Below are 20710 nucleotides of genomic sequence, written 5' to 3'. Positions count from 1 at the left end.
TCACATCTCGCGCAGATGCGCCGGCAGTTCCGGCTCGCGATTGATCAGATCGGCAAAAAGCGCATCGAAGGAACGGCCTTCAACCGCTTCGGAAAGCCCTGTCAGCGCATCATCGATGCTGCGCGCTTCCGCCTCGTCCAGCACGCGAATGGCGGAGCCGAGATGCGTCAGGACCCATGTGCCGACCGGCTGTTCGCCGATCAGCATCATCGACAGCGAATGCGTCTTTCCATGCCGTTCGCAGATGGCCTCGAAGGGGCCAGAGATGACGACCTGCATGGGAATGCCGATGCACATGGGTTCAGTCCTTGTCTTCAAAAGGCAAAGGCCCGGCGAGCGTATCGCCGGGCGGGGTCTCAGGCGGAAAGCGCGTCCGCGTCCGCGCGCCGCTCGTAGCGTTCGAAGTCGATATCGTTTTCGAGAAGCGGCGGGGCGATCTCGCCCGGCGCACGCGGCTCGACACCGATGCCCCAGGAGCGCAGGAGATCAACGGCCACGTCGAGCGCCTGCGGGATCACGGCCCGGACCGGCTCCGTCACCGGCCCGCCCCAGTCTTCAAGGTCAACTGGCTGGCAGCCGATCAGCGCGAGGCGTTCCGGATAGCCGCCCATGAGGTCGGCGGCGCTGAGCACTTCCTGAAAGCCGGTCTGGTGCAGGCTCATCTTCTTCGCGCCGGTGAATTTCGGCACTTCGTCGTCGCGCACGAGTTTCAGCGTGCCGGGGACGAGCCCATAGTCGATGGCATCGAAGACGATGAGATAGTCAGCCTCGGTCACGTAGTGGACGAGGTAGAGCCCCTGCGTGCCGCCATCGAGGATAGTGACATTGTCGGCTACCTTATAGGCCTGATGGAAGGCTTCGACGGCGCGGACGCCGAAACCCTCATCGGCCCAGAGGATATTGCCGATGCCGAGAACGAGAACCTTGGGCTTCTGATCCGCCATCTCAGTCGTCCTCCTCGTCCTTGAACAGGCGCTCGCCGGAAATCATCGAGGAGATGATGCTTTGCCGGCTCATGATATCCTCGCGCACGGCGACGTAGATATGCACCATGACGAAGGTGAGAATGACCCACATGCCGAGATGATGCAGGGTGTGGATGTCCTGGCTGTTCGGGAAGATCGAGAAAACCCAGCCGAAGAGTTTGTATTCCCAGCTGTCGCGGCCCGTGCCTTCGCTATAGAGCGCAAAGCCCGTGATCACCATGAAGAAGAGCGGCAGCGTCACCATGAAGAACATGGTGAACTGGGCGAGCGGGTTGTGGCCCACATATTTCTTCGGCTGGCGGGCGAGGAATGTGTACCACTTCACCTCATGCAGCCATTCGCTCCAGTAACGGCCGCTCCAGAAGGGCACGTAGAAGATCTGGCGCGCATGCTTGTTGCCAACGAAGGCCCAGTAGACACGCAGGATCAGGAAGATCGCCAATATCTGCCCGGCGGCGAAATGCGTGAAGCGGATATAGCCCATCAGGAAGTTGGCGCTTGCCTCCCCCGGAACCGAGGGAAGCGGAGAACCGATGAAATAGCCGGTCAGCGCCAGCGTCAGGATGGCCAGCGCATTGACCCAATGCCAGATGCGCACGGGCGCTTCATAGACATAGACGCTCTTGCGGTCGATCGCCTGTTCGCCATGCGCGTCGGCGGCCTTGGTTTCGGAATATGACATCCCCCCATCCTCCCCTCAGCGCACCTGGACCTTGGCCATTTCCTGTCCATCCGGGCTCATGACATGCGTCGAGCAGGCCAGGCACGGGTCGAAGGAATGGATGGTCCGGAGGATTTCGAGCGGCTGGGTCGGGTCGGCCATGGGCGTATCCATGAGCGAGGCCTCGAAGGCGCCGATATTGCCCTTCGGGTCGCGCGGGCTACCGTTCCAGGTGGTCGGCACGACGCATTGATAGTTGTCGATCTTGCCGTCCTTGATCTTGATCCAGTGGGCCAGCGCGCCGCGCGGCGCTTCGGTGAAGCCGACGCCCTTGACCTCCTTCGGCCAGGTTTCCGGCTTCCACTTGTCGACAAAGGCCGTGGCGCTGTCGCCGTTCTTGATATTGGCGATCAGCTTGTTCTGGAAATGCCGCATCTGGTAGCCGGCCCATTGCGATTCCAGCGCGCGGGCAGCAGTACGACCGAGCGTCGAGAAGAGCGCCGAGGTCGGCAGGCCGAGATCCTTCAGCACCTTGTCGACCGGCTCCTTGAACTCGGCCTTGCCCTGCGCATAGCCGACAATCCAGCGGGCGAGCGGGCCGACTTCCATGGCATGGCCGCGCCAGCGCGGGGCCTTGATCCAGGAATATTTGCCGCCCTCGTCGAGCTCTTCGATATTGGTCTTCGTGCCCTTGGCCTTGGGGCCGAGCTCGTAATGCGGCTCGGTGACGCCATCCCAGGGGTGAAGACCCTTGCTCTCGTCCGGATATTTGTACCAGGAGTGGGTGACATATTCCTGGATCTGTTCCGGGTCTGCATGGTCAACGGGGAAGACCTCGTTGAGATTGCCGTTGATGATTGCGCCGCGCGGCAGCTTCAGGTTTGCCTCGGAATAGTCGTTGGCATGTTCCGGTACGTCGCCATAGGCGAGCACGTTCTTGCCCGACAGCCCGCCGCCATAGAGCCAGTCCTTGTAGAAGGAACCGATCGCCATGATGTCCGGGACATAGACCTTGTCGTTGAACTCGATCAGCTGGTCGATGATCGAGGTGACGTGGTTCAGCCGCTCCATGTTGATCGCGCCGACGCCGCCGACACCATCGACATTGATCGGACAGGGCACGCCGCCGACCAGCCAGTTCGGATGCGGGTTCTTGCCGCCGAAGATCGTGTGGATCTTGACGATTTCCTTCTGGAAATCGAGCGCTTCGAGATAATGCGCCACAGCCATGAGATTGGCTTCCGGCGGCAGCTTGTAAGCCTTGGAGCCCCAGTAACCGTTCTTGAACGGCCCGAGCTGGCCAGATTCGACGAATTTCTTCAGGCGGCCCTGGATATCCTTGAAATAGCCGGGCGAGGAGAGCGGCCAGTCGGAGACCGACTGCGCCAGCGCCGAGGTCGCCTTGGGGTCGGCCGAAAGAGCCGAGACGACATCCACCCAGTCGAGCGCATGGAGGTGATAGAAATGCACGACATGGTCATGCACCTGCAGCGCGAGCTGCATGAGATTGCGGATCGAGTTGGCATTTTCCGGAATGAGAATGCCCAGCGCATTTTCCACCGCGCGGACCGAAGTCAGCGCATGCGTGCCGGTGCAGACACCGCAGATCCGCTCGGTAAAGGCCCAGGCGTCGCGCGGATCGCGGTTCTTGAGGATCACCTCGATCCCGCGCCACATTGTGCCGGTGGACACGGCATTGCGGATGACATTGTTCTCGTCGACATTCACCTCGACGCGCATGTGACCCTCGATGCGGGTCACAGGATCGACAACGATGCGCTTGCCGGAATTGTCGAGATTGAAGCCGTTCGGCGTTTGGATTGTCATTTCGGTATCTCCCCCGGAAGTCTCAGGCGTCGGTCTTTTCGCGTTTCGTGGTGACGCGCTTCACCGCCGTGATGGCGGCATGCGCAACGATGCCGGCGCCGACGACGCCTGCGGCCGTCCGGCCGATCTGGTCCGCATTGGCCTCAATGCCGAACTGGTTGATCGTGGTGAGGCGGTCGTAGAAGGAGCCCTTGTCCCAGAAACCGTCTTCCGAGCAGCCGATACAGCCATGGCCGGACTGGATGGGGAAGGAGACGCCGCCGTTCCAGCGCACGGTGGAACAGGCATTGTAGGTCGTCGGGCCCTTGCAGCCCATCTTGTAGAGACAGTAGCCCTTGCGCGCGCCCTCGTCGTCCCACTCCTCGACAAACTGGCCGGCATCGAAATGCGGGCGGCGATAGCATTTGTCGTGAATGCGCTGCGAATAGAACATTTGCGGCCGGCCCTGACGGTCCAGCTCGGGCAGACGGCCAAAGGTGGTGATGAAGGTGACGACGCCGGTCATGACCTCGGCGATCGGCGGACAGCCCGGAACCTTGATGATCGGCTTGTCCTTGATGACCTTGTCGATCGGGGTGGCTTGTGTCGGGTTAGGCTTGGCGGCCTGCACGCAACCCCAGGAGGCGCAGGCGCCCCAGGCGATGATCGCCATGGCGTCCTCGGCCATCCATTTCAGCTTCTCGACAAAGGGCTTGCCGCCGTCGATGCAGAACATGCCGTCTTCGTTGAGCGGCGGATTGCCCTCGACGGCGAGAATATACTTGCCCTTGTATTTCTGCTTGGTCTCTTCGAGGATTGCCTCGGCCTGTTTGCCGGCGGCCGCCATGATCGTATCGTCATAGTCGAGCGAGATCATCGACAGGACCACATCCTTGACCAGCGGATGGGCCGAACGGATGAAGCTTTCCGAACAGCAGGTGCATTCCAGACCATGCATCCAGATGACCGGAACGCGCTCCTTGGTTTCCAGCGCCTGTTCCATGGCCTTCGCGCCAGCCGGGCCGAAGCCGAGGCTCGCCGCTGTCAGGCTGCAGAATTTCGTGAAGCTTCGCCGGGTGATCCCCTGACGGCGAATGACATCATAAAAGGTTTCGGTTGCGGCCATGCTCTCCTCCGACATTTTCAAGTTTGTTCTGTCCGCGCCGACCCTCTGGCAGACATGATCGGGAGAACAGCAAGAACCGGACCAGTTTTGCAGGGAGATGGAAAGCCGGATAAAACGTGTTGAATTTTAACGATATATTTCGAGGCCGAAGCGGCAGAATGCAGGCCTGGAGGAGGTCAGACGCCCCTCGCAGGAGCCATCAATGGAAAGGCAATGACCGGGGTCTGGAAAGGCGGCTTACAGCGCAGTGTCCACGCGCCGGCTCAATGCGCGGTGCAGACCATGCAGGGGTCGAAGGAGCGGATGACATGCTGGAGCGCTGCCGATTTTGCGCCGAGCGTGCCGGTCTCGACACCCTCCAGCGCCTGCTCCAGCGGGCCGGCAAGACCGGAACGGTCGCGGGGCGAGAAATTCCAGGTGGTGGGCGCGATGATCTGGTAGCGCTCGATCTTGCCGTTGGAGAGCGTCACCCAATGGCCGAGCGCCCCACGCGCCGCCTCCACCATGCCCGCCGCACGGGCATCGTCCGGCAGGGCGAAATGGGTGGAAAAGGCGTCCTTGAGGCGCAATTCCCTGAGCCAGCCCTGCATCGCGTGAACGAGAATGGCCGTCTCGACAAGGCGGGCGATGACGCGCGTGCGCACCGAGGTTCCGCCGTCGCGGGCAATGAGCGCCGTGATCAGCGGATGGCCGGCAATGGTGAGCCGGGCTGCCGCCCCCGTCTCCATCGGCTGGCCGTCTATGCGCGGCGCCTTGGCCCAGGAATAGGCCCCGCTTTTCAGCGCATCCGGCGTCGTTTCCGCGTCAAATGGCGTTGTCGCCGTATCGCTGAACCACGAAAAGGCGACATCTTCGGAAATGCGGCTGCCATCAAAGGGTGTCACGCCGCCAAGCCCGGCAATGCCCGCTGGGAAAAGTGAGGTTTCCGCCTCGTGATAGGCTCCGTAAGACAGAAGTAGGCCCGGTCCACGGCCGAGATTGCGCAGCGCCAGATCATCCGCGATGTCGAGGAAAGACGCGAAGTCGCCCTTGCTGCTTTCGCGAAACGCATCGAGATCGTCTTCCGTCTGCATGGACAGGATATCGTCCAGTGACACGCCGAAAAGCGTCTGTTCAAGAAACACCTGAAAGTCGGCGAGGATCGCGGCAAGCCGCACGCGTTCGCCGATATCGATCGCCTTCGTCACCCCGCCCGGCTGGAAGGCCAGCGAATGCGGCCACTTGCCGGCGATGATGCCCATGATTTCCAGAAGCCGACGGCGGGCAGGCAGATAGTCGGCGGATGCATTGCCGCTCACCGCCTTGAAGCGCTCGACCGTCGCATCGAACCAGCCGCGCTCCGCATATTCCGCGCGGGCGAAATCCGGCATGAAGAAAAGATAGAAATGCGTCAGATGGTCGGCGATATTCTCTGCGGCATGCGCCAGATTGGCCGCCAGATAGCCGTTCGGCGCGGCCCTGCCGCCAGCCAGATTGCGCAGCGCACTGGCTGCGGCAATCGATTGCGACACCGAACAGATGCCGCAGATGCGCGGCGCGATCACCAGCGCATCCGATGGCGGGCGACCGGAAAGGATTGCCTCGAAGCCGCGATAGAGCGTCGTCGTCACCTCGGCGCGGGCAATCACGCCGTCCTGAATGTCGAGCGTGACTTCCAGATCGCCCTCGACGCGATTGAACGGCCCGGCAATGACGCGCGTCATTCGCGACCCGCCTTGCCGCGCTGCGGGTCGGTCGTGACCCGGTCGGACGTGGCATTCTTGCGCACCCGTTCAGGCGTCGCGGATTTCGAAAGTGCTGCGAGCGCCACGAACCAGGCCTTCGGCATGTCGAGCGGCAGGCCGACCGGGATGCCGGCGACCTTGGGCGTCTTGAGGAAGCCGTTGGCGGCTTCGAAACCGGGCGAGGTGCAGGCGATGCAGGAAAAGCCGCCATGGGTGCAGGAGCCGCCGCCATTCCAGGCGCGCTGGTTGCAATCGCCCACTGCCTGCGTCGCCTTGCAGCCGAGATGTTCCATCATGCAGCCGAGATCGGAGAGCTTTTCGGCGCTCGCCTTGAACTCGTAATATTCGTTGCGGTCGCAGCCGTGATGGGCAAGCGTCTTGGCGTAGAAACGCGGCCGGCCGAGCTTGTCGAGATCGCTTGGCCCAAACTCGTCAAAGGCAATGGCGCCCAGCGTTTCCATGATCCAACCCGGATGCGGCGCGCAGCCGGCGATATTGATCACCGGCATGCCGGAGAGCGAGTGGAAATCGCGTCCCAGCGCCCCGCCGTCGAGCCGGTCGCCATGTTGCAAGCCGCTGACGTCATCGGAAAAGGGCATGGCTGCCGGGATGCCACCAAAGGCCGCACAGGTGCCGACGGCCACGCAATAATTGGCCCGCGGGGCGAGCCGCCGAACCCAGTCCAGCGTCGTCTTGCCGGTGCCGGCCATGCGGCTATAGAGCCCCGTCCCGTCCGGCCCCATCATGATGGAGCCTTCGATGCAGAGAATGTCGAGCGGGCGGCGCCCCTCGGCCACATCCTCAAAAATCTCGATCGCCTCGCTGCCGGATTCCTCGCTGAGCGACGGATGCCAGAGCAGATCGATCCCGAAGCTTTGCAGCTCGCGCATGAGGCCCTTGGCGCCCACTTCCAGCACGGACATGGTGCAGCCGCCGCAGCTTCCGGCCTGGAGCCAGAGCAAAGTCTTGTTGGCGCGTGATGAAGGGACTGCGTTCATGCCATCCTTGTCGCACCGGCCCGAAACGACGTCAACGGGCGGAGAGTTCCGGCCGTGAAACAGGTTTCCGCTTTCGCTGGAACGGCTAGCCATCGGCGGAGGCATACATGCCGGAGGTGCGGAATTCCGTGGGGCTGACGCCATAGGCCTTGCGGAAGACCTTGGAGAAATAGTTGTTTTCCGACATGCCGCAGCGCGCCGCGATCTCCTTCACGCTCATGTCGCGATTGGCAATCAGGAGGCGCGCGGCGCGGCGCATGCGCTGTTCCTGCACATATTCCGCCGGCGGCAGGCCCGCCATGGTGGCGAAGCTGCGGGAGAAGTGCGCGCGGCTGAGGCCCGCCACTTCCGCCAGCCGGTCGACATTGAGATCGCTGCTGAGGTTTTCGGCGATGAACTGCAGTGTTCGGGTAACGGCATTCTGTTCGCGCAGGATCCGGTCGGAGGGGCCGAAGACATCATCGTAGAGATGCATCGCCGCCTCATAGGCAATGGCGGAGGCAAGGCCAGGGGTCTCGCCCTCGCCTTTCATCAGGCGCAACGTGCAATCGGCCAGCCGGTCGATCGTCTGCGGCTTCAGCTTCAGCACCGGCCCTTGCGCATTCACCACCATCTCGTGGATGCGCAGCGCATCGATGCCGTTCATCGATATCCAGAAATACTCCCAGCGGTCGCCTTGCTCCAGCCAGTAGCGGTGATTGTGCGGGATGATGACAAGCAGCGTCTCGCCAGCATGAATCTTCATGTTGCGGTTTTCGTAGCGCAGCGACCCGCGTCCCGAAATCGTGTGCTGCAGAACCGTGAAGGGCGTGTTGCCACGCAGCCGCCCATCCCACGAATAGATTGTATTCTCGCGGATTTCATAGCCGGCGCTGGTCGGCATCGTGTGCAGCGTGACCCGCGAACGCAGGAGCGAAACGGTTCGCATTCCTAGGCCATGGTCGATCAGATCGGTCAGCATGATTTTACCCTCGGACAGCCGGCGTCCGAAAGTTCATCTCATCCTTCGCCTGCCCGATCAAGAGCCGTTGGGTTACTTGCCCGGCTCGTCCCCGCCCGCCATCGGCACGAAGAGGCCGAGCTTGACGTCGCGCAGCACGACATTGGTATGCATGCGGCGTATCTGCGGGTTTTCGGCCATGATGACGGCAGCGATGTCGTCATAGTGTTCAACATCCTGCGCTGTGACGATGGCAATCAGATCCACCGCGCCGGTCACATAATAGACCTGCTGGATATGGTCCTGCTTTTCCGCCCAGACGCGGAACTTGGCGAGCGCATCGTAATTGTCGCGCTCGATCTCCATGCCGACGATGAAGACCATCGGCGTACCCGTGACCTTGCGGTCCACGACGGCGATTTCCGCCTTGATGATGCCATCCTCGCGCAGCCGTTTCAGCCGCCGCTGGACCGCGGAGGTCGAAAGACCGATCTCTTCGGCAATGGTTTCGGCGGTCCGCTGGCAATTGCGCTGGACAATCTGGAGGATGTCGCGGTCGAAGCGATCAAGCTGCTCTGTCGCCATGGTGCATGTCTCCGTAGCATTCTCAGATCACAAAACTATCAGAAAATCCGCATACGGAAAAGCTTTCTGCATATTTTGCGCATTATGATATAAAATTGCGCGCAAAAATCCCGTTTGTCCGCGATAGTTTGTCACATCTGTCATTGACCGGACCCTTGCATGGCTGAATTGCGCCCACAGGCACTTAGCGTTGAAGATCTGCACAAGCGTTTCGGGGCGCAAGAGGTGCTGAAAGGCGTTTCAACGACGGCCCGCCAGGGCGATGTGATCTCGATCATCGGCTCGTCCGGCTCGGGCAAGAGCACGTTCCTGCGCTGCATCAATCTCCTGGAAATGCCCGATCGCGGGCGCATCACGGTCAATGGCGAAGAGGTCGACCTGAAGCCTGCGCGCGGCGGTCATCTGCAGCCGAAAAGCTGGCGGCAGGTGGAACGCATCCGCAGCGGGCTCGGCATGGTGTTCCAGAGCTTCAATCTCTGGGCGCATATGACGGTGCTGGAAAACATCATCGAAGCCCCGATCCATGTTCTCGGGCTCAACCGCCGCGAGGCGATCGACAAGGCGGAAGCACTGCTGAACAAGGTCGGGCTCTACGACAAGCGCGACAGCTACCCGGCTTTTCTCTCCGGCGGCCAGCAGCAGCGTGCGGCGATTGCCCGCGCGCTCTGCATCGACCCCGCCGTGATGCTCTTCGACGAGCCGACGTCGGCGCTCGACCCGGAACTCGTCGGCGAGGTGCTGAAGGTCATCCGGGAACTCGCCGAAGAGGGGCGAACCATGCTGCTCGTCACCCATGAAATGCGCTTTGCACGCGACGTCTCCAGCCACGTTCTCTTCCTGCATCAGGGACTGATCGAGGAAGAAGGGCCGCCGCACCAGATTTTCGACGCCCCGGTCAGCGCGCGCTGCCGTGACTTCACCGGCGCATTGTCGCGCTGAACCTTGCAACAAACAATACCTGACAACTCTTGGGAGACACCCTGAAATGAAACTGATGTCCACGCTGATCGCCGGCGCCGCCTTCGCGCTCACCGCCTTTACTGCCCAGGCCGAAGTCCGCTTCGGGATCATGAACGAATCCTATCCGCCCTTCTTCGCCAAGGATGCGAGCGGCAAGTGGAACGGCTGGGAAATCGACCTTATGGACGCCGTCTGCGCGGAAATGAAGGAAAAGTGCTCGATCGTCGAGCTTTCCTGGGACGGCCTGATCCCGGCGCTCCAGAGCAAGAAGTTCGACGTCATCTGGTCCTCCATGTCGAACACGCAGGAACGCTCGAAGATCATCGACTTCACCGACAAATACTACAACACGCCGAGCACGCTGATCGGCCCGAAGGACCAGAAGACGGGCGCGACCGCCGATGACGTCAAGGGCAAGACGATCGGCATTCAGGTCTCGACCATCCAGTCGGACTATTTCAAGAAGTACTTCTCCAAGGTCGCCAAGGACAAGACCTACCAAACGCTCGACGAAGCCTTCCAGGACCTCCAGGCCGGCCGTATCGACTATGTCTTCGGCGACTCGCTGGCGCTCCAGGCCTTCCTCGACAGCGATGCCGGCAAGGATTGCTGCGCCAAGATGGGCGATGTCGCCGACGACAAGGAAATCCTCGGTGCCGGCGTTTCGGGCGGCCTGCGCAAGGAAGACACAGCGCTGAAGGCCAAGCTCAACGCCGCCATCGCCGCCGTGCGCGCCAGCGGCAAGTATGACGAGATCACCAAGAAATACTTCAAGTTCGACATTTACGGCGCGAAGTAAGCAACACCGATGGCGACGGCACCACAAGGCATCTTCGATCTGCTCTCCCCCTATCCTCCGGGATGGGGCGGGGTGCTGCTGACCGGAGCCGCCTCGACCGTCGCCATCTCCGCCGGCGCCTTCCTGATCGGTCTCGTTCTCGGGACCGGCGGGGCGCTGGGCAAGCTTTCGGGAAGCAGGCCGCTACGCCTGCTTCTCCAGTTCTATACAATCGCCATCCGCGCGGTCCCCGAACTCATCCTCATCGTCGGCCTCTATTATGCCGGCATGGATGGGTTGAACCGCCTGCTGGCGCTTTTCAACCTGCCGGGTTTCGAGCTGAACGGTTTTGCCGTCGCGATTGCCGTGCTCGGCTTCGTCCAAGGCGCCTATATGACGGAAGTGTTGCGCGGCGCGATCCTGGCCATCCCCGTCGGCCAGATCGAGGCGGCGAAGGCCTTCGGCATGGGCCCTGGCCTGCGCTTCCGCCGCATCGTGCTGCCGGCGCTGTTGCCCAATGCGCTGCCGGGTCTGGCCAATCTCTGGATGTCGATCATGAAGGACAGCGCGCTCATCGCCGTCGTCGGCTATCAGGAACTGGCGCTTGCCACGCGGCTCGCAGGGGCCAGCACCAAGCATTATTTCATCTTCTTCATGGCCTCGGCGCTCATCTATCTGGCGCTGACGCTGATCTCCAATGCGCTGTTCAACCTCATTGAGAAGCGCGTGCGGCGCGGCCAGCCGAAGCCGGCGGGAGGTTTTGCGCCATGACCTTCTCCTGGATCGACGCCTATTGGCCGCTGCTATTGACCGGTGCCTGGCAGACCATTGCGCTGCTTGTCATTTCCGTCGTCTTCGGCTTCCTCATCGCCATCGGCCTTGCCTTTGCGCAGGTCAGCGGCGGGCCGGTCACGCGGGCGCTGTCACGCGGCTATTGCACCTTCTTTCGCGGCACGCCGCTGCTCATCCAGCTCTGGCTGCTCTATTATGGCGTCGGCTCGCTTCTGCCGATGATCCCCGGCATTCGCCAGTCGCTATTCTGGCCGATCCTGCGCGAAGGCTTCTTCTTCGCCGCCGTCAGCTTCACGCTGAACTATGCGGCCTATGAGGCGGAAGTGTTGCGCGGGGCGCTGCTCGCCGTACCCAAAGGCGAGCTTGAGGCCGGACGCGCCTTCGGCATGAGCCGCTGGAAACTGACGCGGCGCATCTGGCTGCCGCGCGCCATCCGCATCGCGCTGCCCACCATCGGCGGCGAAATCGTCATGCAGCTGAAGTCCACACCGCTCGCCTTCACCGTGACGGTCATGGACCTCTACGCGGTCGCCACCAAGGTCCGGCAGGACACGCTGCTGGTCTACGAACCGCTCATCGTCGTCACCGTTTTCTATCTCGTCATCACCGCCATCATCGCCGGCACGTTCCGTCTTCTGGAACGGCAGGTCCCGATGCGGCGCTAGCAGTCTGGAGTCTGACCCAATGACCAAACTCACCATTCTCGACGGCGGCATGAGCCGCGAACTCCTGCGCCTCGGTGCCGAACTGAAGCAGCCGGAATGGTCGGCACTGGCGCTGATCAACTCGCCCGAGATCGTGCAGCAGGTGCATGAGGAATTCATCGAAGCGGGTGCCGATGTCGTCACCACCAACAGCTATGCGCTCGTGCCCTTCCATATCGGCGAAGAGCGGTTCGAGAAGGACGGCGCGCGGCTGATCGCGCTGTCCGGTCAGCTCGCCCGCGCTGCAGCTGATGCCTGCAAGGACCGCAAGATCCGCGTTGCCGGCTCGCTGCCGCCGATCTTCGGTTCCTATGAACCGCAGAATTTCGATCCGTCGCGGGTGCAGACCTATCTCAAGGTGCTGGTCGACAATCTTGCGCCCCATATCGATGTCTGGCTCGGCGAAACCCTGAGCCTGATCGCCGAGGGCGCAGCCGTTCGTCAGGCGGTCGCCGTCACGGGCAAGCCGTTCTGGATCTCCTTCACGCTTGATGATGACGCCAGGCGCGACCATCCCGAAGTGCCGAAACTGCGCTCCGGCGAGACGGTCGAGGCAGCGGCCCAATGGGCGGTGCAATCGGGCGCTCAAGCCCTGCTCTTCAATTGCAGCAAGCCGGAAATCATGCGCGAGGCGGTGGACACCGCCAACCGCGTGATCAAGGCCGCAAACTCCGACCTTCAGATCGGCGTCTATGCCAATGCGTTTGAAGGCGAACAGGGCGAATCGGCGGCCAATGAAGGCCTGCACGCCACCCGCGAGGACCTCAACGACGACGCCTATTCGCGCTTTGCCTGCACCTGGGTCGATGCCGGGGCCTCCATGGTCGGCGGCTGCTGCGGCATCGGCGCGGCCCATATCCATCGCCTGAAGCAGACACTTTCCAGCGCGAAAGCGGCCTGAACAGGCTGCATTTGCCGGATGTTGAAAACCCGACATCCGGCCCGGCTTTCTCACCTCATCCACATTTCCCCTTCTCCGGATCTGAAAATCCGGAGAAGGGCTCTTGACGGCGGTCTTTGTGGATGTTTGGATAAGTGGATACAAAAATCCAGTGAGCCAGATGATCGCCAATCTTTCCTCCCCATCGCATGCCGCCTCCACGGCCGAGGAGGAAGCGTATCTCTATCTCCACAAGGCGCTGCGGCTTGGACGCTACAAGGCGGGCCAGCGGCTGATCCCGGAAGATATTGCTGCCGAGATCGGCATGAGCCGCATGCCTGTGCGCGAGGCCTTTCGCCGGCTCGCCGCCGATGGTCTCGTGACGCTCAGGCCCAATCGCGGTTGCGTGGTGGCGGGTCTGACGCTTGAGGAAATGAACGAGGCCTTCGAGATCCGCTCCGTGCTGGAAGGTCTCGCCGTCCGCCTCGTGACGCCCCGGCTGACGGCGGAGCATTTCGAGGAGCTGGACCGGCTTTTCGTGCGCATGGAGCGCGCCGGAGAAGCCGGCAGCAATGACTGGGTGCTGCGTCACCAGGAATTCCACGCCTATATCTACAGCCTCAGCGGGCGGCCCAAGCTCATCCGCCAGATCGCCGCGCTGCATGTGGCGATCGAGCCCTACATGCGCATCTGGTTCGATGACGTCCAGAAGCCGCTTTCGGCGCGCGAGGAGCACCAGAACCTTATCGACGCGCTGAAATCGGGCGATCCGGTCGAGGCCGAGCGCGTCATGGAAGATCATGTTCTCGGCACGGCATCGCTGCTGGCCGATTTCGCAAGTCCCGGTCGGCGCTGAACGCCGATCGGTCATTATTGTCCGAAGCCGGGAAACACCGGCAAGGACGGGGAACAGCCGCAGACGCGGCATAACAAAAGGGGACCAGCCATGACATTTCGTCGTTTGGCCGCAGTCGCGGCTACCTTCATGACACTCCTGTCGGCGCCGCTTGCAGGCGCTGCAGATGCACCGAAGGAAATCAAGATCGCGACCGAGGGTGCCTATGCGCCCTGGAACTTCACCAATGCCGAAGGCAAGCTCGACGGGCTTGAAATCGAGCTCGCCAACGATCTCTGCGCCCGCATGAAGATCAAGTGCACGATCGTCGCCCAGAACTGGGACGGCCTCATCCCCTCGCTGACCGTCGGCAAGTTCGACGTGATCATGGCCAGCATGTTCATCACGCCGAAGCGCCTGGAAACGATCGACTTCACCCAGCCCTACGCCGTCGACCCCTCGGGCTTCGCCGTCGCCAAGAACAGCGACCTCGGCAAGCTCGGCATCTCGAAGGAAAAGTTCAAGCTGGAAGACGAAGCCGCCTCCAAGGCTGCCATTGAAAAGCTGAAGCCGCTGCTCAAGGGCAAGGTTGTCGGCGTGCAGTCCGGCACAACCAATCTCGACTTCCTGAAGAAGTATTTCGCCGACACGGTCGAAATCCGTGAATACAAGACCACCGAACAGCATGACCTCGACCTCGCTGCCGGCCGCGTCGACGCACTCTTCGCCCAGCAGACGGCGCTCGCCGCCACGCTCGCCAAGCCGGAATTTGCCGACTACACGATCGCCGGCCCCGGCTTCGTCGGCGGCGTTTTCGGCCTCGGCACGGGTGCGGGTCTGCGCAAGGAAGACAAGGCGCTGAAGGACATGTTCAACAAGGCCATCGACGCAGCAATCGCCGACGGCACGATCAAGCGCATCTCCGAAAAGTGGGTGCATACCGACGTTACGCCGGTAAAGTAACCCAAGGCGGACCGGAGGGGATCGGGCAAGGCCCGGTCCCTTTTCCCCTTTTCCAGAACAGCCACGTTCGCGCCCGTCGTGTCGCGCCGTCTGACAGGTCTTGAAACCTTATGTTTGACAAACTCCATCTGCTCGGGTTCGGGACCGGAGGTTGGGGCGCCATGCTTCTCGAAGCGGCCGGCGTCACGCTCCTCCTCTCCGTCCTCGGCTTTTTCCTGGGCGCCGTTTTCGGCGGACTGGCAGCGGCCGGACGGCTCTACTCGTCAAAGGTGCCGCGCGGGCTTGCCTCAGTCTACGGCACGGTGTTTCGCGGCGTGCCGGACCTGCTCAGCATCTATCTTTTCTACTACGGCGGCAGTATCGCACTGACCTCGATCGCGCGCCTCTTCGGTTCGCAGGGCTTTGTCGGCCTGCCGACCTTGGCGACCGGTATCCTGACGATCGGCTTCATTTCCGGGGCCTATCAGTCGGAAGTCTATCGCGGCGCCTATCTTGCCATCGACAAGGGCCAGTTTGATGCCGCCAAGGCGCTCGCGCTCACCCGCCTCCAGACGCTCCGCCTCGTCATCGTGCCGCAATTGCTGCGCCACGCCATTCCCGGTCTCGGCAATGTCTGGCAGCTCGTGCTGAAGGATTCTGCGCTGATTTCGGTCATCGGCCTTGTCGAGCTGATGCGCCAGGCTCAGATCGGCGCCGGCTCGACGCGCGAGCCGTTCCTCTTCTATTGCGCCGCCGCAGCACTCTATTTCGCCATTGCCGGCCTCACCGACCTCGTCTTCAACCGTGCAGAAGCCAATGCCTCGCGGGGGATCGCACACCGATGATCGATCCCGGCTTCTTCCTCGAAATCATCCCCAAGCTTCTCGCCGGCCTGCCGCTGACGCTGGAGCTCGCCGGCACATCGGTTCTGCTGGGTTTCGGACTGGCCCTTGTGCTGGCGCTCGCGCAGCAGGGCGAACGGACCTATGCCGTCCTGCCGATCCGCATCTTCGTCGCCATCTTCCGTGGCACGCCGCTTCTGGTGCAGATCTTCCTGATCTACTACGGCCTCGGCCAGTTCCGCCCGGCGCTGCAATCGGTCGGCCTCTGGTGGTTGTTCCGCGAACCCTACTGGTGCGCCATCATCGCGCTGACGCTCAACACAGGCGCCTATGGCAGCGAAATCCTGCGCGGCGCGATCCGCAACGTGCCGCGCGGCCTCTCCGAAGCGGCTTTGGCGCTCGGCCTCAACCGTTTCCGCACCATGCGGCTGGTCGTCCTGCCGCTGGCGCTGCGCCAGGCGCTGCCGGCCTATAGCAACGAGATCATCCTGATGGTGAAGGGCACGTCGCTCGCCTCCATCATCACGCTGACGGAAGTGACCGGCATCGCGCAGGAGCTGATTTCGCAGACCTATCGTGCCATCGAAGTCTTCATCGCCGCCGGCGCCATCTATCTCATCCTCAATTTCCTCATCGTACGGGGGCTGACGCTGCTCGAGGCAAGGCTGACGCCTTACCGCCAGCGCTGAGGTCCGCATGACTGCATACCAGGGAGTTCACAACGCAATGCGCAATTTCGAGACGCCGACGCGGTCGGTCGCCGTGTCCGCTCAGGCGATGGCCGCCACCTCGCACCCTTCCGCAACGCTTGTCGCGATCAACATCCTGCAGGCCGGCGGCAACGCCATGGATGCCGCCATTGCCGCCTGCGCCGTGCAATGCGTCGTCGAACCCGGCTCGACCGGCATTGGCGGCGACTGTTTCGCGCTTTATGCCCCGAAGGGTGGGGCCGATGTCATCGCCTATAACGGCTCGGGCCGCACACCGGCCGCACTCACCGTCGACTGGTTCGAGGAACGCGGCCTCACCGAAGTCCCGCGCCAGTCGCCGTCGGCCGTCACCATCCCCGGTGCCATCGACGCCTGGACGCAGCTTCATGCCGATCACGGCCGCCTGCCGCTGGCCGATGTTCTCGCGCCGGCAATCGCCTTTGCCGAGAACGGCTATGCCATCTCGCCGCGCGTTCATCGTGACTGGGCAAAGGAGGAGCCGCTGCTGGCTGCCGATGAAGCCGCCGCCCGCATCTTCCTGCCCAAAGGCCGCGCGCCGCGCATCGGCGAAATGCATCGCCAGCCGGAACTCGCCGCAACCTTCCGCCGCATCGTCGCCGAAGGCCGAGACGGCTTCTATCGCGGACCGGTGGCCGAAGACATGGTGACGCGCCTGCGCGAACTCGGCGGACTGCATACGCTGGAAGACTTTGCCGCCGCCAAGGGCGACTATGTGAAGCCTGTGACCACGGATTTCCGCGGCTATACGATCCACGAATGCCCGCCGAACGGCCAGGGCATCATCGCCCTGATGATCCTCAACATCCTCTCGCATTTCGAGGCTCAGGGCGCGCCAGATACGGTCGATCGCATCCATATCGAGCTTGAGGCGACGCGCTTGGCCTACGCCGCGCGCGATTCATGGCTCGCCGACCCCGCCAAAGCCGATGTGCCGGTCGAGGAAATGCTGTCGGATGATCTCGCAAAACGGCTTGCCGGCATGATCGATCTCAAACAGGCCATTGCCGATCTGCCGCCCTTCGAACTGCCGCGCCATCGCGACACGGTCTATATTTCCGTCGTCGATTCCGAGCGCAATTCGGTCAGCTTCATCAACTCGATCTTCGACAGTTTCGGCACCGGCATCGTCGCGCCGAAGTCGGGCGTCATCCTGCACAATCGCGGCCAGAGCTTCTCGCTGACGCGCGGCCATCCCAATATGATCGCGCCGGAAAAACGGCCGCTGCACACGATCATTCCCGGCATGGTGACGCGTGATGGTCGCACGGAGATGTCCTTCGGTGTCATGGGCGGCTATTATCAGGCCATGGGCCATGCGCATCTGATTTCGAAGGTGATCGACTATGGCATGGACATGCAGGACGCGATCGACCTGCCGCGTCTGGTGCCGGCAAGCGGCCTGCAGCCGAAGATCGAGGTGGAACATACTGTGCCGGCGGCGACCATTGCCGAGCTCAAGGCCCGCGGCTTCGAGATCGTGCCGACCGAAGACCCGATCGGCGGCGCCCAGGTGATCCGCATCGACTGGGAAAACGGCACGCTCACCGGCGGATCGGAATCCCGCAAGGACGGGATCGCGCTCGGTCTCTAAACTCGATGGTTCGCACCGCCGCGGGAAAACCCGGCGGCGGTGCGATTGCTTAGCGTTGCAGCAGGTCCTCGGTCGAGGCGACCTCCGCATAGGCAAAGGCGAGCGCCGACATGAATGCCGCATGCACCTCGGCTGCCGGCACCGTGCGACCGCCGAAATCGAGATCGCGCGTCGCAACCGCGTCATGCGCGACCGTCACCCCATAGCCGAAGTCCGACGCCGCCCTGACGAATGCGTCGACGCACATGTGGCTCATCGCGCCGACCACGGTCACATGGCCGATACCCCGCGTGTCAAGCAGCGCCTTCAGATCGGTGTCGAGAAAGGCATTGATGTTGGACTTGGTGACCACCGGCTCGCCGGCTGCCGGTGCAACCAGCCCGTTGATTTCAGCTCCCTCGGTTCCTGGAACGAAGAAGGTCGCGTCGCTCTCCGTCGAATGATGGCGGACATGGATGACCGGCCGGCCAGCCTTGCGGAACCTATCAACGAGCTTTGCCGCCCTGGCCGCGGCAATGTCGGTCTCGACCAGCGGAAATGCCCCGCCTTCGAAGTAATCGTTCTGGAAGTCGATGAGGATCAGGGCGTTTTCGGACATGCTGGACACTCCTTCAAAGGCGGTGGGGGCAGATATTCGCGGACGTTGCGTCATGCGAAGAGACGAAAAATCAGGGCATGGCGGCCTCGCGGCACAAGGCGCAATCACCCATTTCGGAAAAGCCGAACCTCTTCCATAATTTGATCAAATCGTATTCGATTATGATCGAATCTTGCCGATCGTCAACGGGGTTCGTGGGTTTTCGCGTCCGCGCAGGGATTTCCGAGAAGGCCTTTTCGCCGAGTACGCTGGATGGGCGCAGACGCCTGCGGTCGCGAAGGGCTGAATTTTGTACCGACACAGGGTCGGAAAATCGCCGGAATAGCCCCCGTTTGCCAAACTCCATTTTTTTGCCGAACGATCGTTTTTTTATCTTGCAAAAAAACACGACCGTTCGTAAATACCCAGCATAACGTTTGGAGAGCGCCGTGGGCCGAATCCGTAAGATCAAGAAGGACGACATTCTCGATGCCGCTGAGCGGGTCGTGATGAAACTCGGCGCTGCCGGGCTTTCGATCGACGCCGTGGCGCAGGAGGCGGGCGTCAGCAAATCGACCGTCGTCTATGACCACAAATCAAAAAGCGCCCTTCTGTGCGCCCTGATCGATCGACGTGTGAGTGCCGAACAGGCGCGGCAGGAACAGGCCATCGCTGGCGCAAAGGACACGCCTCATCCGGAACTCTTCGGCCGGCTCAAGGCTGCGGAACGCGAAATCGATGACGTCGATCGCGCCGTTGCCATGGCCATTGGCGCGTCAGTATCGCACGAAGAAGAGCTTCACCATCAGCTACGCGAGTGGACAGCCATGGATATCAAGGCCATGTCCACCGGTCCGAAACCGGAGGCGGCTCTGCTCGCCTTGCTCGCCCTCACGGGCTTCCAATGCAACTCGTTCCTCGGATTCCATCGCTGGAAGCCCGAAGAGCAGGCCCGGATCCTGGAAAGCATCCGGAACATGTACGCCACCTACCCCGAGACATAGCATCGAGGCCTTGAGGGCCCATCCGCACATTGAAGGAATACCGTCATGTACCACGGTCAGAACCTGCGGCGCCTGAGGGCGTGCGTTTTTGCTGCCTCCGTACTCGCACTCTCAGCCTCGGGGGCCTTTGCGCAAGGCGCCATGGAAATGCCGCCGCCGGCTGTCGGCGTGCTCGAGCTGAAGACACATTCCGTTCCCGTCATCAGCGAACTGCCCGGCCGTGTGGCCGCAACGCGGACATCGGAAGTGCGCGCCCGCGTTTCCGGCATCCTGCAGGAGCGCGTGTTCCAGCAGGGAACGCTGGTCAAGCAGGGCGACGTGCTCTACCGCATCGACCCGCGCCTGTTCCGCGTCCGCGTAGCCAGTGCCGAAGCCTCGCTACGCCGCGCAGAAGCCACGCGCGACAATGCCAAGGTCCAGTTCGAACGGCAGAAGACGCTCCGCGAACGCAATGTCGCCAGCGGCATCGATTTCGACAATGCCTCCGTGGCACTCGCCCAGGCCGAAGCCGACGTCGCGCTGGCGCAGGCGGCGCTCGACGAAGCCAAGATCAATCTAGACTATACCGAAGTCCGTGCGCCGATCTCCGGCATCATCGGCGGCGCCCTCGTGACCGAAGGCGCTCTCGTAACCGGTGACGGTCCGTCGAGCCTCGCGCTCATCCAGCAGATCGATCCGGTCTATGTCGACTTCACGCAGTCGGCACAGGATCTCAATGCGCTCCGCCGCGCCGTCAGCGAAGGCAAGCTCGAAAGCCCGCAGCCCGGCCAGGCCAGCGTCAACCTCGTCTTTGACGGCGGCGACACCTATCGCGAAAAGGGCAAGCTGCTCTTCTCCAGCGCCAGCGTCGATCCGACGACCGGCCAGGTGACCCTGCGTGCCGAGTTCGGCAATCCGCGCAGCGAGCTGTTGCCGGGCATGTATGTCCGCATCCGCATCGAACAGGCCGTGCGCCAGGGCGCGATCACCGTACCGCAGCGTTCGATCCTCAGAACCCCCGACGGCAAGGCCCAGGCCTATATCGTCGAAGCCGATGGCACCGCGCGGCTGCGCAGCCTGACGCTCGGCCAGTCGCTGGGTCAGGACTGGGTGGTCGAATCCGGTCTCAAGGAAGGTGACAAGCTCATCGTCGATGGCGTCCAGAAGGTCCGTCCCGACACGAAGGTCGTGCCGCAGCCCTGGTCGCCTGACGCACAACCGCAGGCAGGCGGCGACAAGGCTCCCGCGGCTCCGGCGAAGTAGGACAGC

General features: G+C 62.4%; 22 protein-coding genes. 12 read left to right on the top strand and 10 right to left on the bottom strand.

Going from position 1 to position 20710, the window contains the following annotated elements; all coding sequences use genetic code 11:
• The 9 genes from hypC to LQK84_RS15445 all read right to left on the bottom strand — a co-directional run bounded on the left by hypC (position 1) and on the right by LQK84_RS15445 (position 8826).
• On the bottom strand, positions 1 to 297 hold the full coding sequence (gene hypC, locus LQK84_RS15485) for a HypC/HybG/HupF family hydrogenase formation chaperone (protein ID WP_230829629.1): 297 nt from the start codon (positions 295 to 297) through the stop codon (positions 1 to 3).
• A gap of 59 nt (positions 298 to 356) precedes the next feature.
• Positions 357 to 944: a HyaD/HybD family hydrogenase maturation endopeptidase gene (locus LQK84_RS15480; RefSeq protein ID WP_230829628.1), complete on the bottom strand. Its 588-nt coding sequence runs from the start codon at positions 942 to 944 to the stop codon at positions 357 to 359.
• Between the two features lies 1 nt (position 945).
• Entirely contained in the window at positions 946 to 1668 is a 723-nt protein-coding gene (cybH, locus tag LQK84_RS15475; RefSeq protein ID WP_230829627.1) for a Ni/Fe-hydrogenase, b-type cytochrome subunit, read from the bottom strand.
• A 15-nt stretch (positions 1669 to 1683) separates the two neighbouring features.
• Positions 1684 to 3474, bottom strand: a complete 1791-nt coding sequence (locus LQK84_RS15470; protein WP_230829626.1) for a nickel-dependent hydrogenase large subunit — start codon at positions 3472 to 3474, stop codon at positions 1684 to 1686.
• 22 nt (positions 3475 to 3496) lie between these two features.
• Entirely contained in the window at positions 3497 to 4579 is a 1083-nt protein-coding gene (locus LQK84_RS15465) for a hydrogenase small subunit (RefSeq protein ID WP_112693885.1), read from the bottom strand.
• A gap of 263 nt (positions 4580 to 4842) precedes the next feature.
• The gene (locus LQK84_RS15460; protein WP_230829625.1) at positions 4843 to 6282 is read right to left on the bottom strand and encodes a nickel-dependent hydrogenase large subunit; all 1440 of its coding nucleotides are present in this window, start codon (positions 6280 to 6282) and stop codon (positions 4843 to 4845) included.
• Positions 6279 to 7301 (bottom strand): HupU protein, encoded by a 1023-nt coding sequence (locus LQK84_RS15455; RefSeq protein WP_230829624.1) that lies wholly within the window; start codon positions 7299 to 7301, stop codon positions 6279 to 6281. Before LQK84_RS15455 ends, LQK84_RS15460 begins: the two co-directional genes overlap by 4 nt.
• 85 nt (positions 7302 to 7386) lie before the next feature.
• Positions 7387 to 8262, bottom strand: coding sequence for a helix-turn-helix transcriptional regulator (locus LQK84_RS15450; RefSeq protein WP_230829623.1), 876 nt, complete (start codon positions 8260 to 8262; stop codon positions 7387 to 7389).
• Positions 8263 to 8334: 72 nt separating this feature from the next.
• Positions 8335 to 8826: an Lrp/AsnC family transcriptional regulator gene (locus LQK84_RS15445; RefSeq protein WP_230829622.1), complete on the bottom strand. Its 492-nt coding sequence runs from the start codon at positions 8824 to 8826 to the stop codon at positions 8335 to 8337.
• Positions 8827 to 8985: 159 nt separating this feature from the next.
• On the opposite strand from LQK84_RS15445, the gene LQK84_RS15440 reads away from it, so the two are divergent.
• The 10 genes from LQK84_RS15440 to ggt all read left to right on the top strand — a co-directional run bounded on the left by LQK84_RS15440 (position 8986) and on the right by ggt (position 17881).
• On the top strand, positions 8986 to 9765 hold the full coding sequence (locus LQK84_RS15440; protein WP_230829621.1) for an ABC transporter ATP-binding protein: 780 nt from the start codon (positions 8986 to 8988) through the stop codon (positions 9763 to 9765).
• A 46-nt stretch (positions 9766 to 9811) separates the two neighbouring features.
• Positions 9812 to 10585: a transporter substrate-binding domain-containing protein gene (locus tag LQK84_RS15435; RefSeq protein ID WP_230829620.1), complete on the top strand. Its 774-nt coding sequence runs from the start codon at positions 9812 to 9814 to the stop codon at positions 10583 to 10585.
• Between the two features lie 9 nt (positions 10586 to 10594).
• The gene (locus tag LQK84_RS15430; RefSeq protein WP_230829619.1) at positions 10595 to 11335 is read left to right on the top strand and encodes an ABC transporter permease; all 741 of its coding nucleotides are present in this window, start codon (positions 10595 to 10597) and stop codon (positions 11333 to 11335) included.
• A complete protein-coding gene (locus LQK84_RS15425) occupies positions 11332 to 12021 on the top strand; it encodes an ABC transporter permease (RefSeq protein ID WP_230829618.1) in 690 nt (229 codons plus the stop codon). The genes LQK84_RS15430 and LQK84_RS15425 overlap by 4 nt, the downstream gene beginning before the upstream one ends.
• 19 nt (positions 12022 to 12040) lie before the next feature.
• Entirely contained in the window at positions 12041 to 12961 is a 921-nt protein-coding gene (locus tag LQK84_RS15420) for a homocysteine S-methyltransferase family protein (RefSeq protein WP_230829617.1), read from the top strand.
• Positions 12962 to 13121: 160 nt separating this feature from the next.
• Positions 13122 to 13796 (top strand): GntR family transcriptional regulator, encoded by a 675-nt coding sequence (locus LQK84_RS15415; RefSeq protein WP_230829679.1) that lies wholly within the window; start codon positions 13122 to 13124, stop codon positions 13794 to 13796.
• 90 nt (positions 13797 to 13886) lie between these two features.
• On the top strand, positions 13887 to 14738 hold the full coding sequence (locus tag LQK84_RS15410; protein ID WP_269072119.1) for a lysine/arginine/ornithine ABC transporter substrate-binding protein: 852 nt from the start codon (positions 13887 to 13889) through the stop codon (positions 14736 to 14738).
• 161 nt (positions 14739 to 14899) lie between these two features.
• On the top strand, positions 14900 to 15562 hold the full coding sequence (locus tag LQK84_RS15405) for an ABC transporter permease (RefSeq protein ID WP_442966968.1): 663 nt from the start codon (positions 14900 to 14902) through the stop codon (positions 15560 to 15562).
• Positions 15559 to 16248 (top strand): ABC transporter permease, encoded by a 690-nt coding sequence (locus LQK84_RS15400; RefSeq protein WP_230829614.1) that lies wholly within the window; start codon positions 15559 to 15561, stop codon positions 16246 to 16248. The genes LQK84_RS15405 and LQK84_RS15400 overlap by 4 nt, the downstream gene beginning before the upstream one ends.
• 37 nt (positions 16249 to 16285) lie before the next feature.
• A complete protein-coding gene (gene ggt, locus LQK84_RS15395; RefSeq protein ID WP_230829613.1) occupies positions 16286 to 17881 on the top strand; it encodes a gamma-glutamyltransferase in 1596 nt (531 codons plus the stop codon).
• 49 nt (positions 17882 to 17930) lie between these two features.
• Here the strand turns inward: ggt and LQK84_RS15390 are convergent, their stop codons facing one another.
• Positions 17931 to 18479, bottom strand: a complete 549-nt coding sequence (locus LQK84_RS15390) for a cysteine hydrolase family protein (protein WP_230829612.1) — start codon at positions 18477 to 18479, stop codon at positions 17931 to 17933.
• A 428-nt stretch (positions 18480 to 18907) separates the two neighbouring features.
• Between LQK84_RS15390 and LQK84_RS15385 the strand changes: the two genes are divergently transcribed.
• Positions 18908 to 19462, top strand: a complete 555-nt coding sequence (locus LQK84_RS15385; RefSeq protein WP_230829611.1) for a TetR/AcrR family transcriptional regulator — start codon at positions 18908 to 18910, stop codon at positions 19460 to 19462.
• A gap of 45 nt (positions 19463 to 19507) precedes the next feature.
• Entirely contained in the window at positions 19508 to 20704 is a 1197-nt protein-coding gene (locus LQK84_RS15380) for an efflux RND transporter periplasmic adaptor subunit (protein ID WP_230829610.1), read from the top strand.
• The last annotated feature ends 6 nt before the right edge of the window (positions 20705 to 20710 follow it).

The organism is Rhizobium sp. C4, from assembly GCF_021026315.1.
Lineage (GTDB): Bacteria > Pseudomonadota > Alphaproteobacteria > Rhizobiales > Rhizobiaceae > Ensifer_A.
The sequence above is the reverse complement of the archived record's forward strand: the minus strand, read 5'-3'. Positions and strand labels throughout refer to the sequence as shown.

Bases quoted from the DNA above. Each gene is read 5' to 3' on its own strand.
- hypC (WP_230829629.1), bottom strand. From the start codon at position 297: ATGTGCATCGGCATTCCCATGCAGGTCGTCATCTCTGGCCCCTTCGAG.
- LQK84_RS15480 (WP_230829628.1), bottom strand. From the start codon at position 944: ATGGCGGATCAGAAGCCCAAGGTTCTCGTTCTCGGCATCGGCAATATC.
- cybH (WP_230829627.1), bottom strand. From the start codon at position 1,668: ATGTCATATTCCGAAACCAAGGCCGCCGACGCGCATGGCGAACAGGCG.
- LQK84_RS15470 (WP_230829626.1), bottom strand. From the start codon at position 3,474: ATGACAATCCAAACGCCGAACGGCTTCAATCTCGACAATTCCGGCAAG.
- LQK84_RS15465 (WP_112693885.1), bottom strand. From the start codon at position 4,579: ATGGCCGCAACCGAAACCTTTTATGATGTCATTCGCCGTCAGGGGATC.
- LQK84_RS15460 (WP_230829625.1), bottom strand. From the start codon at position 6,282: ATGACGCGCGTCATTGCCGGGCCGTTCAATCGCGTCGAGGGCGATCTG.
- LQK84_RS15455 (WP_230829624.1), bottom strand. From the start codon at position 7,301: ATGAACGCAGTCCCTTCATCACGCGCCAACAAGACTTTGCTCTGGCTC.
- LQK84_RS15450 (WP_230829623.1), bottom strand. From the start codon at position 8,262: ATGCTGACCGATCTGATCGACCATGGCCTAGGAATGCGAACCGTTTCG.
- LQK84_RS15445 (WP_230829622.1), bottom strand. From the start codon at position 8,826: ATGGCGACAGAGCAGCTTGATCGCTTCGACCGCGACATCCTCCAGATT.
- LQK84_RS15440 (WP_230829621.1), top strand. From the start codon at position 8,986: ATGGCTGAATTGCGCCCACAGGCACTTAGCGTTGAAGATCTGCACAAG.
- LQK84_RS15435 (WP_230829620.1), top strand. From the start codon at position 9,812: ATGAAACTGATGTCCACGCTGATCGCCGGCGCCGCCTTCGCGCTCACC.
- LQK84_RS15430 (WP_230829619.1), top strand. From the start codon at position 10,595: ATGGCGACGGCACCACAAGGCATCTTCGATCTGCTCTCCCCCTATCCT.
- LQK84_RS15425 (WP_230829618.1), top strand. From the start codon at position 11,332: ATGACCTTCTCCTGGATCGACGCCTATTGGCCGCTGCTATTGACCGGT.
- LQK84_RS15420 (WP_230829617.1), top strand. From the start codon at position 12,041: ATGACCAAACTCACCATTCTCGACGGCGGCATGAGCCGCGAACTCCTG.
- LQK84_RS15415 (WP_230829679.1), top strand. From the start codon at position 13,122: ATGATCGCCAATCTTTCCTCCCCATCGCATGCCGCCTCCACGGCCGAG.
- LQK84_RS15410 (WP_269072119.1), top strand. From the start codon at position 13,887: ATGACATTTCGTCGTTTGGCCGCAGTCGCGGCTACCTTCATGACACTC.
- LQK84_RS15405 (WP_442966968.1), top strand. From the start codon at position 14,900: ATGCTTCTCGAAGCGGCCGGCGTCACGCTCCTCCTCTCCGTCCTCGGC.
- LQK84_RS15400 (WP_230829614.1), top strand. From the start codon at position 15,559: ATGATCGATCCCGGCTTCTTCCTCGAAATCATCCCCAAGCTTCTCGCC.
- ggt (WP_230829613.1), top strand. From the start codon at position 16,286: ATGCGCAATTTCGAGACGCCGACGCGGTCGGTCGCCGTGTCCGCTCAG.
- LQK84_RS15390 (WP_230829612.1), bottom strand. From the start codon at position 18,479: ATGTCCGAAAACGCCCTGATCCTCATCGACTTCCAGAACGATTACTTC.
- LQK84_RS15380 (WP_230829610.1), top strand. From the start codon at position 19,508: ATGTACCACGGTCAGAACCTGCGGCGCCTGAGGGCGTGCGTTTTTGCT.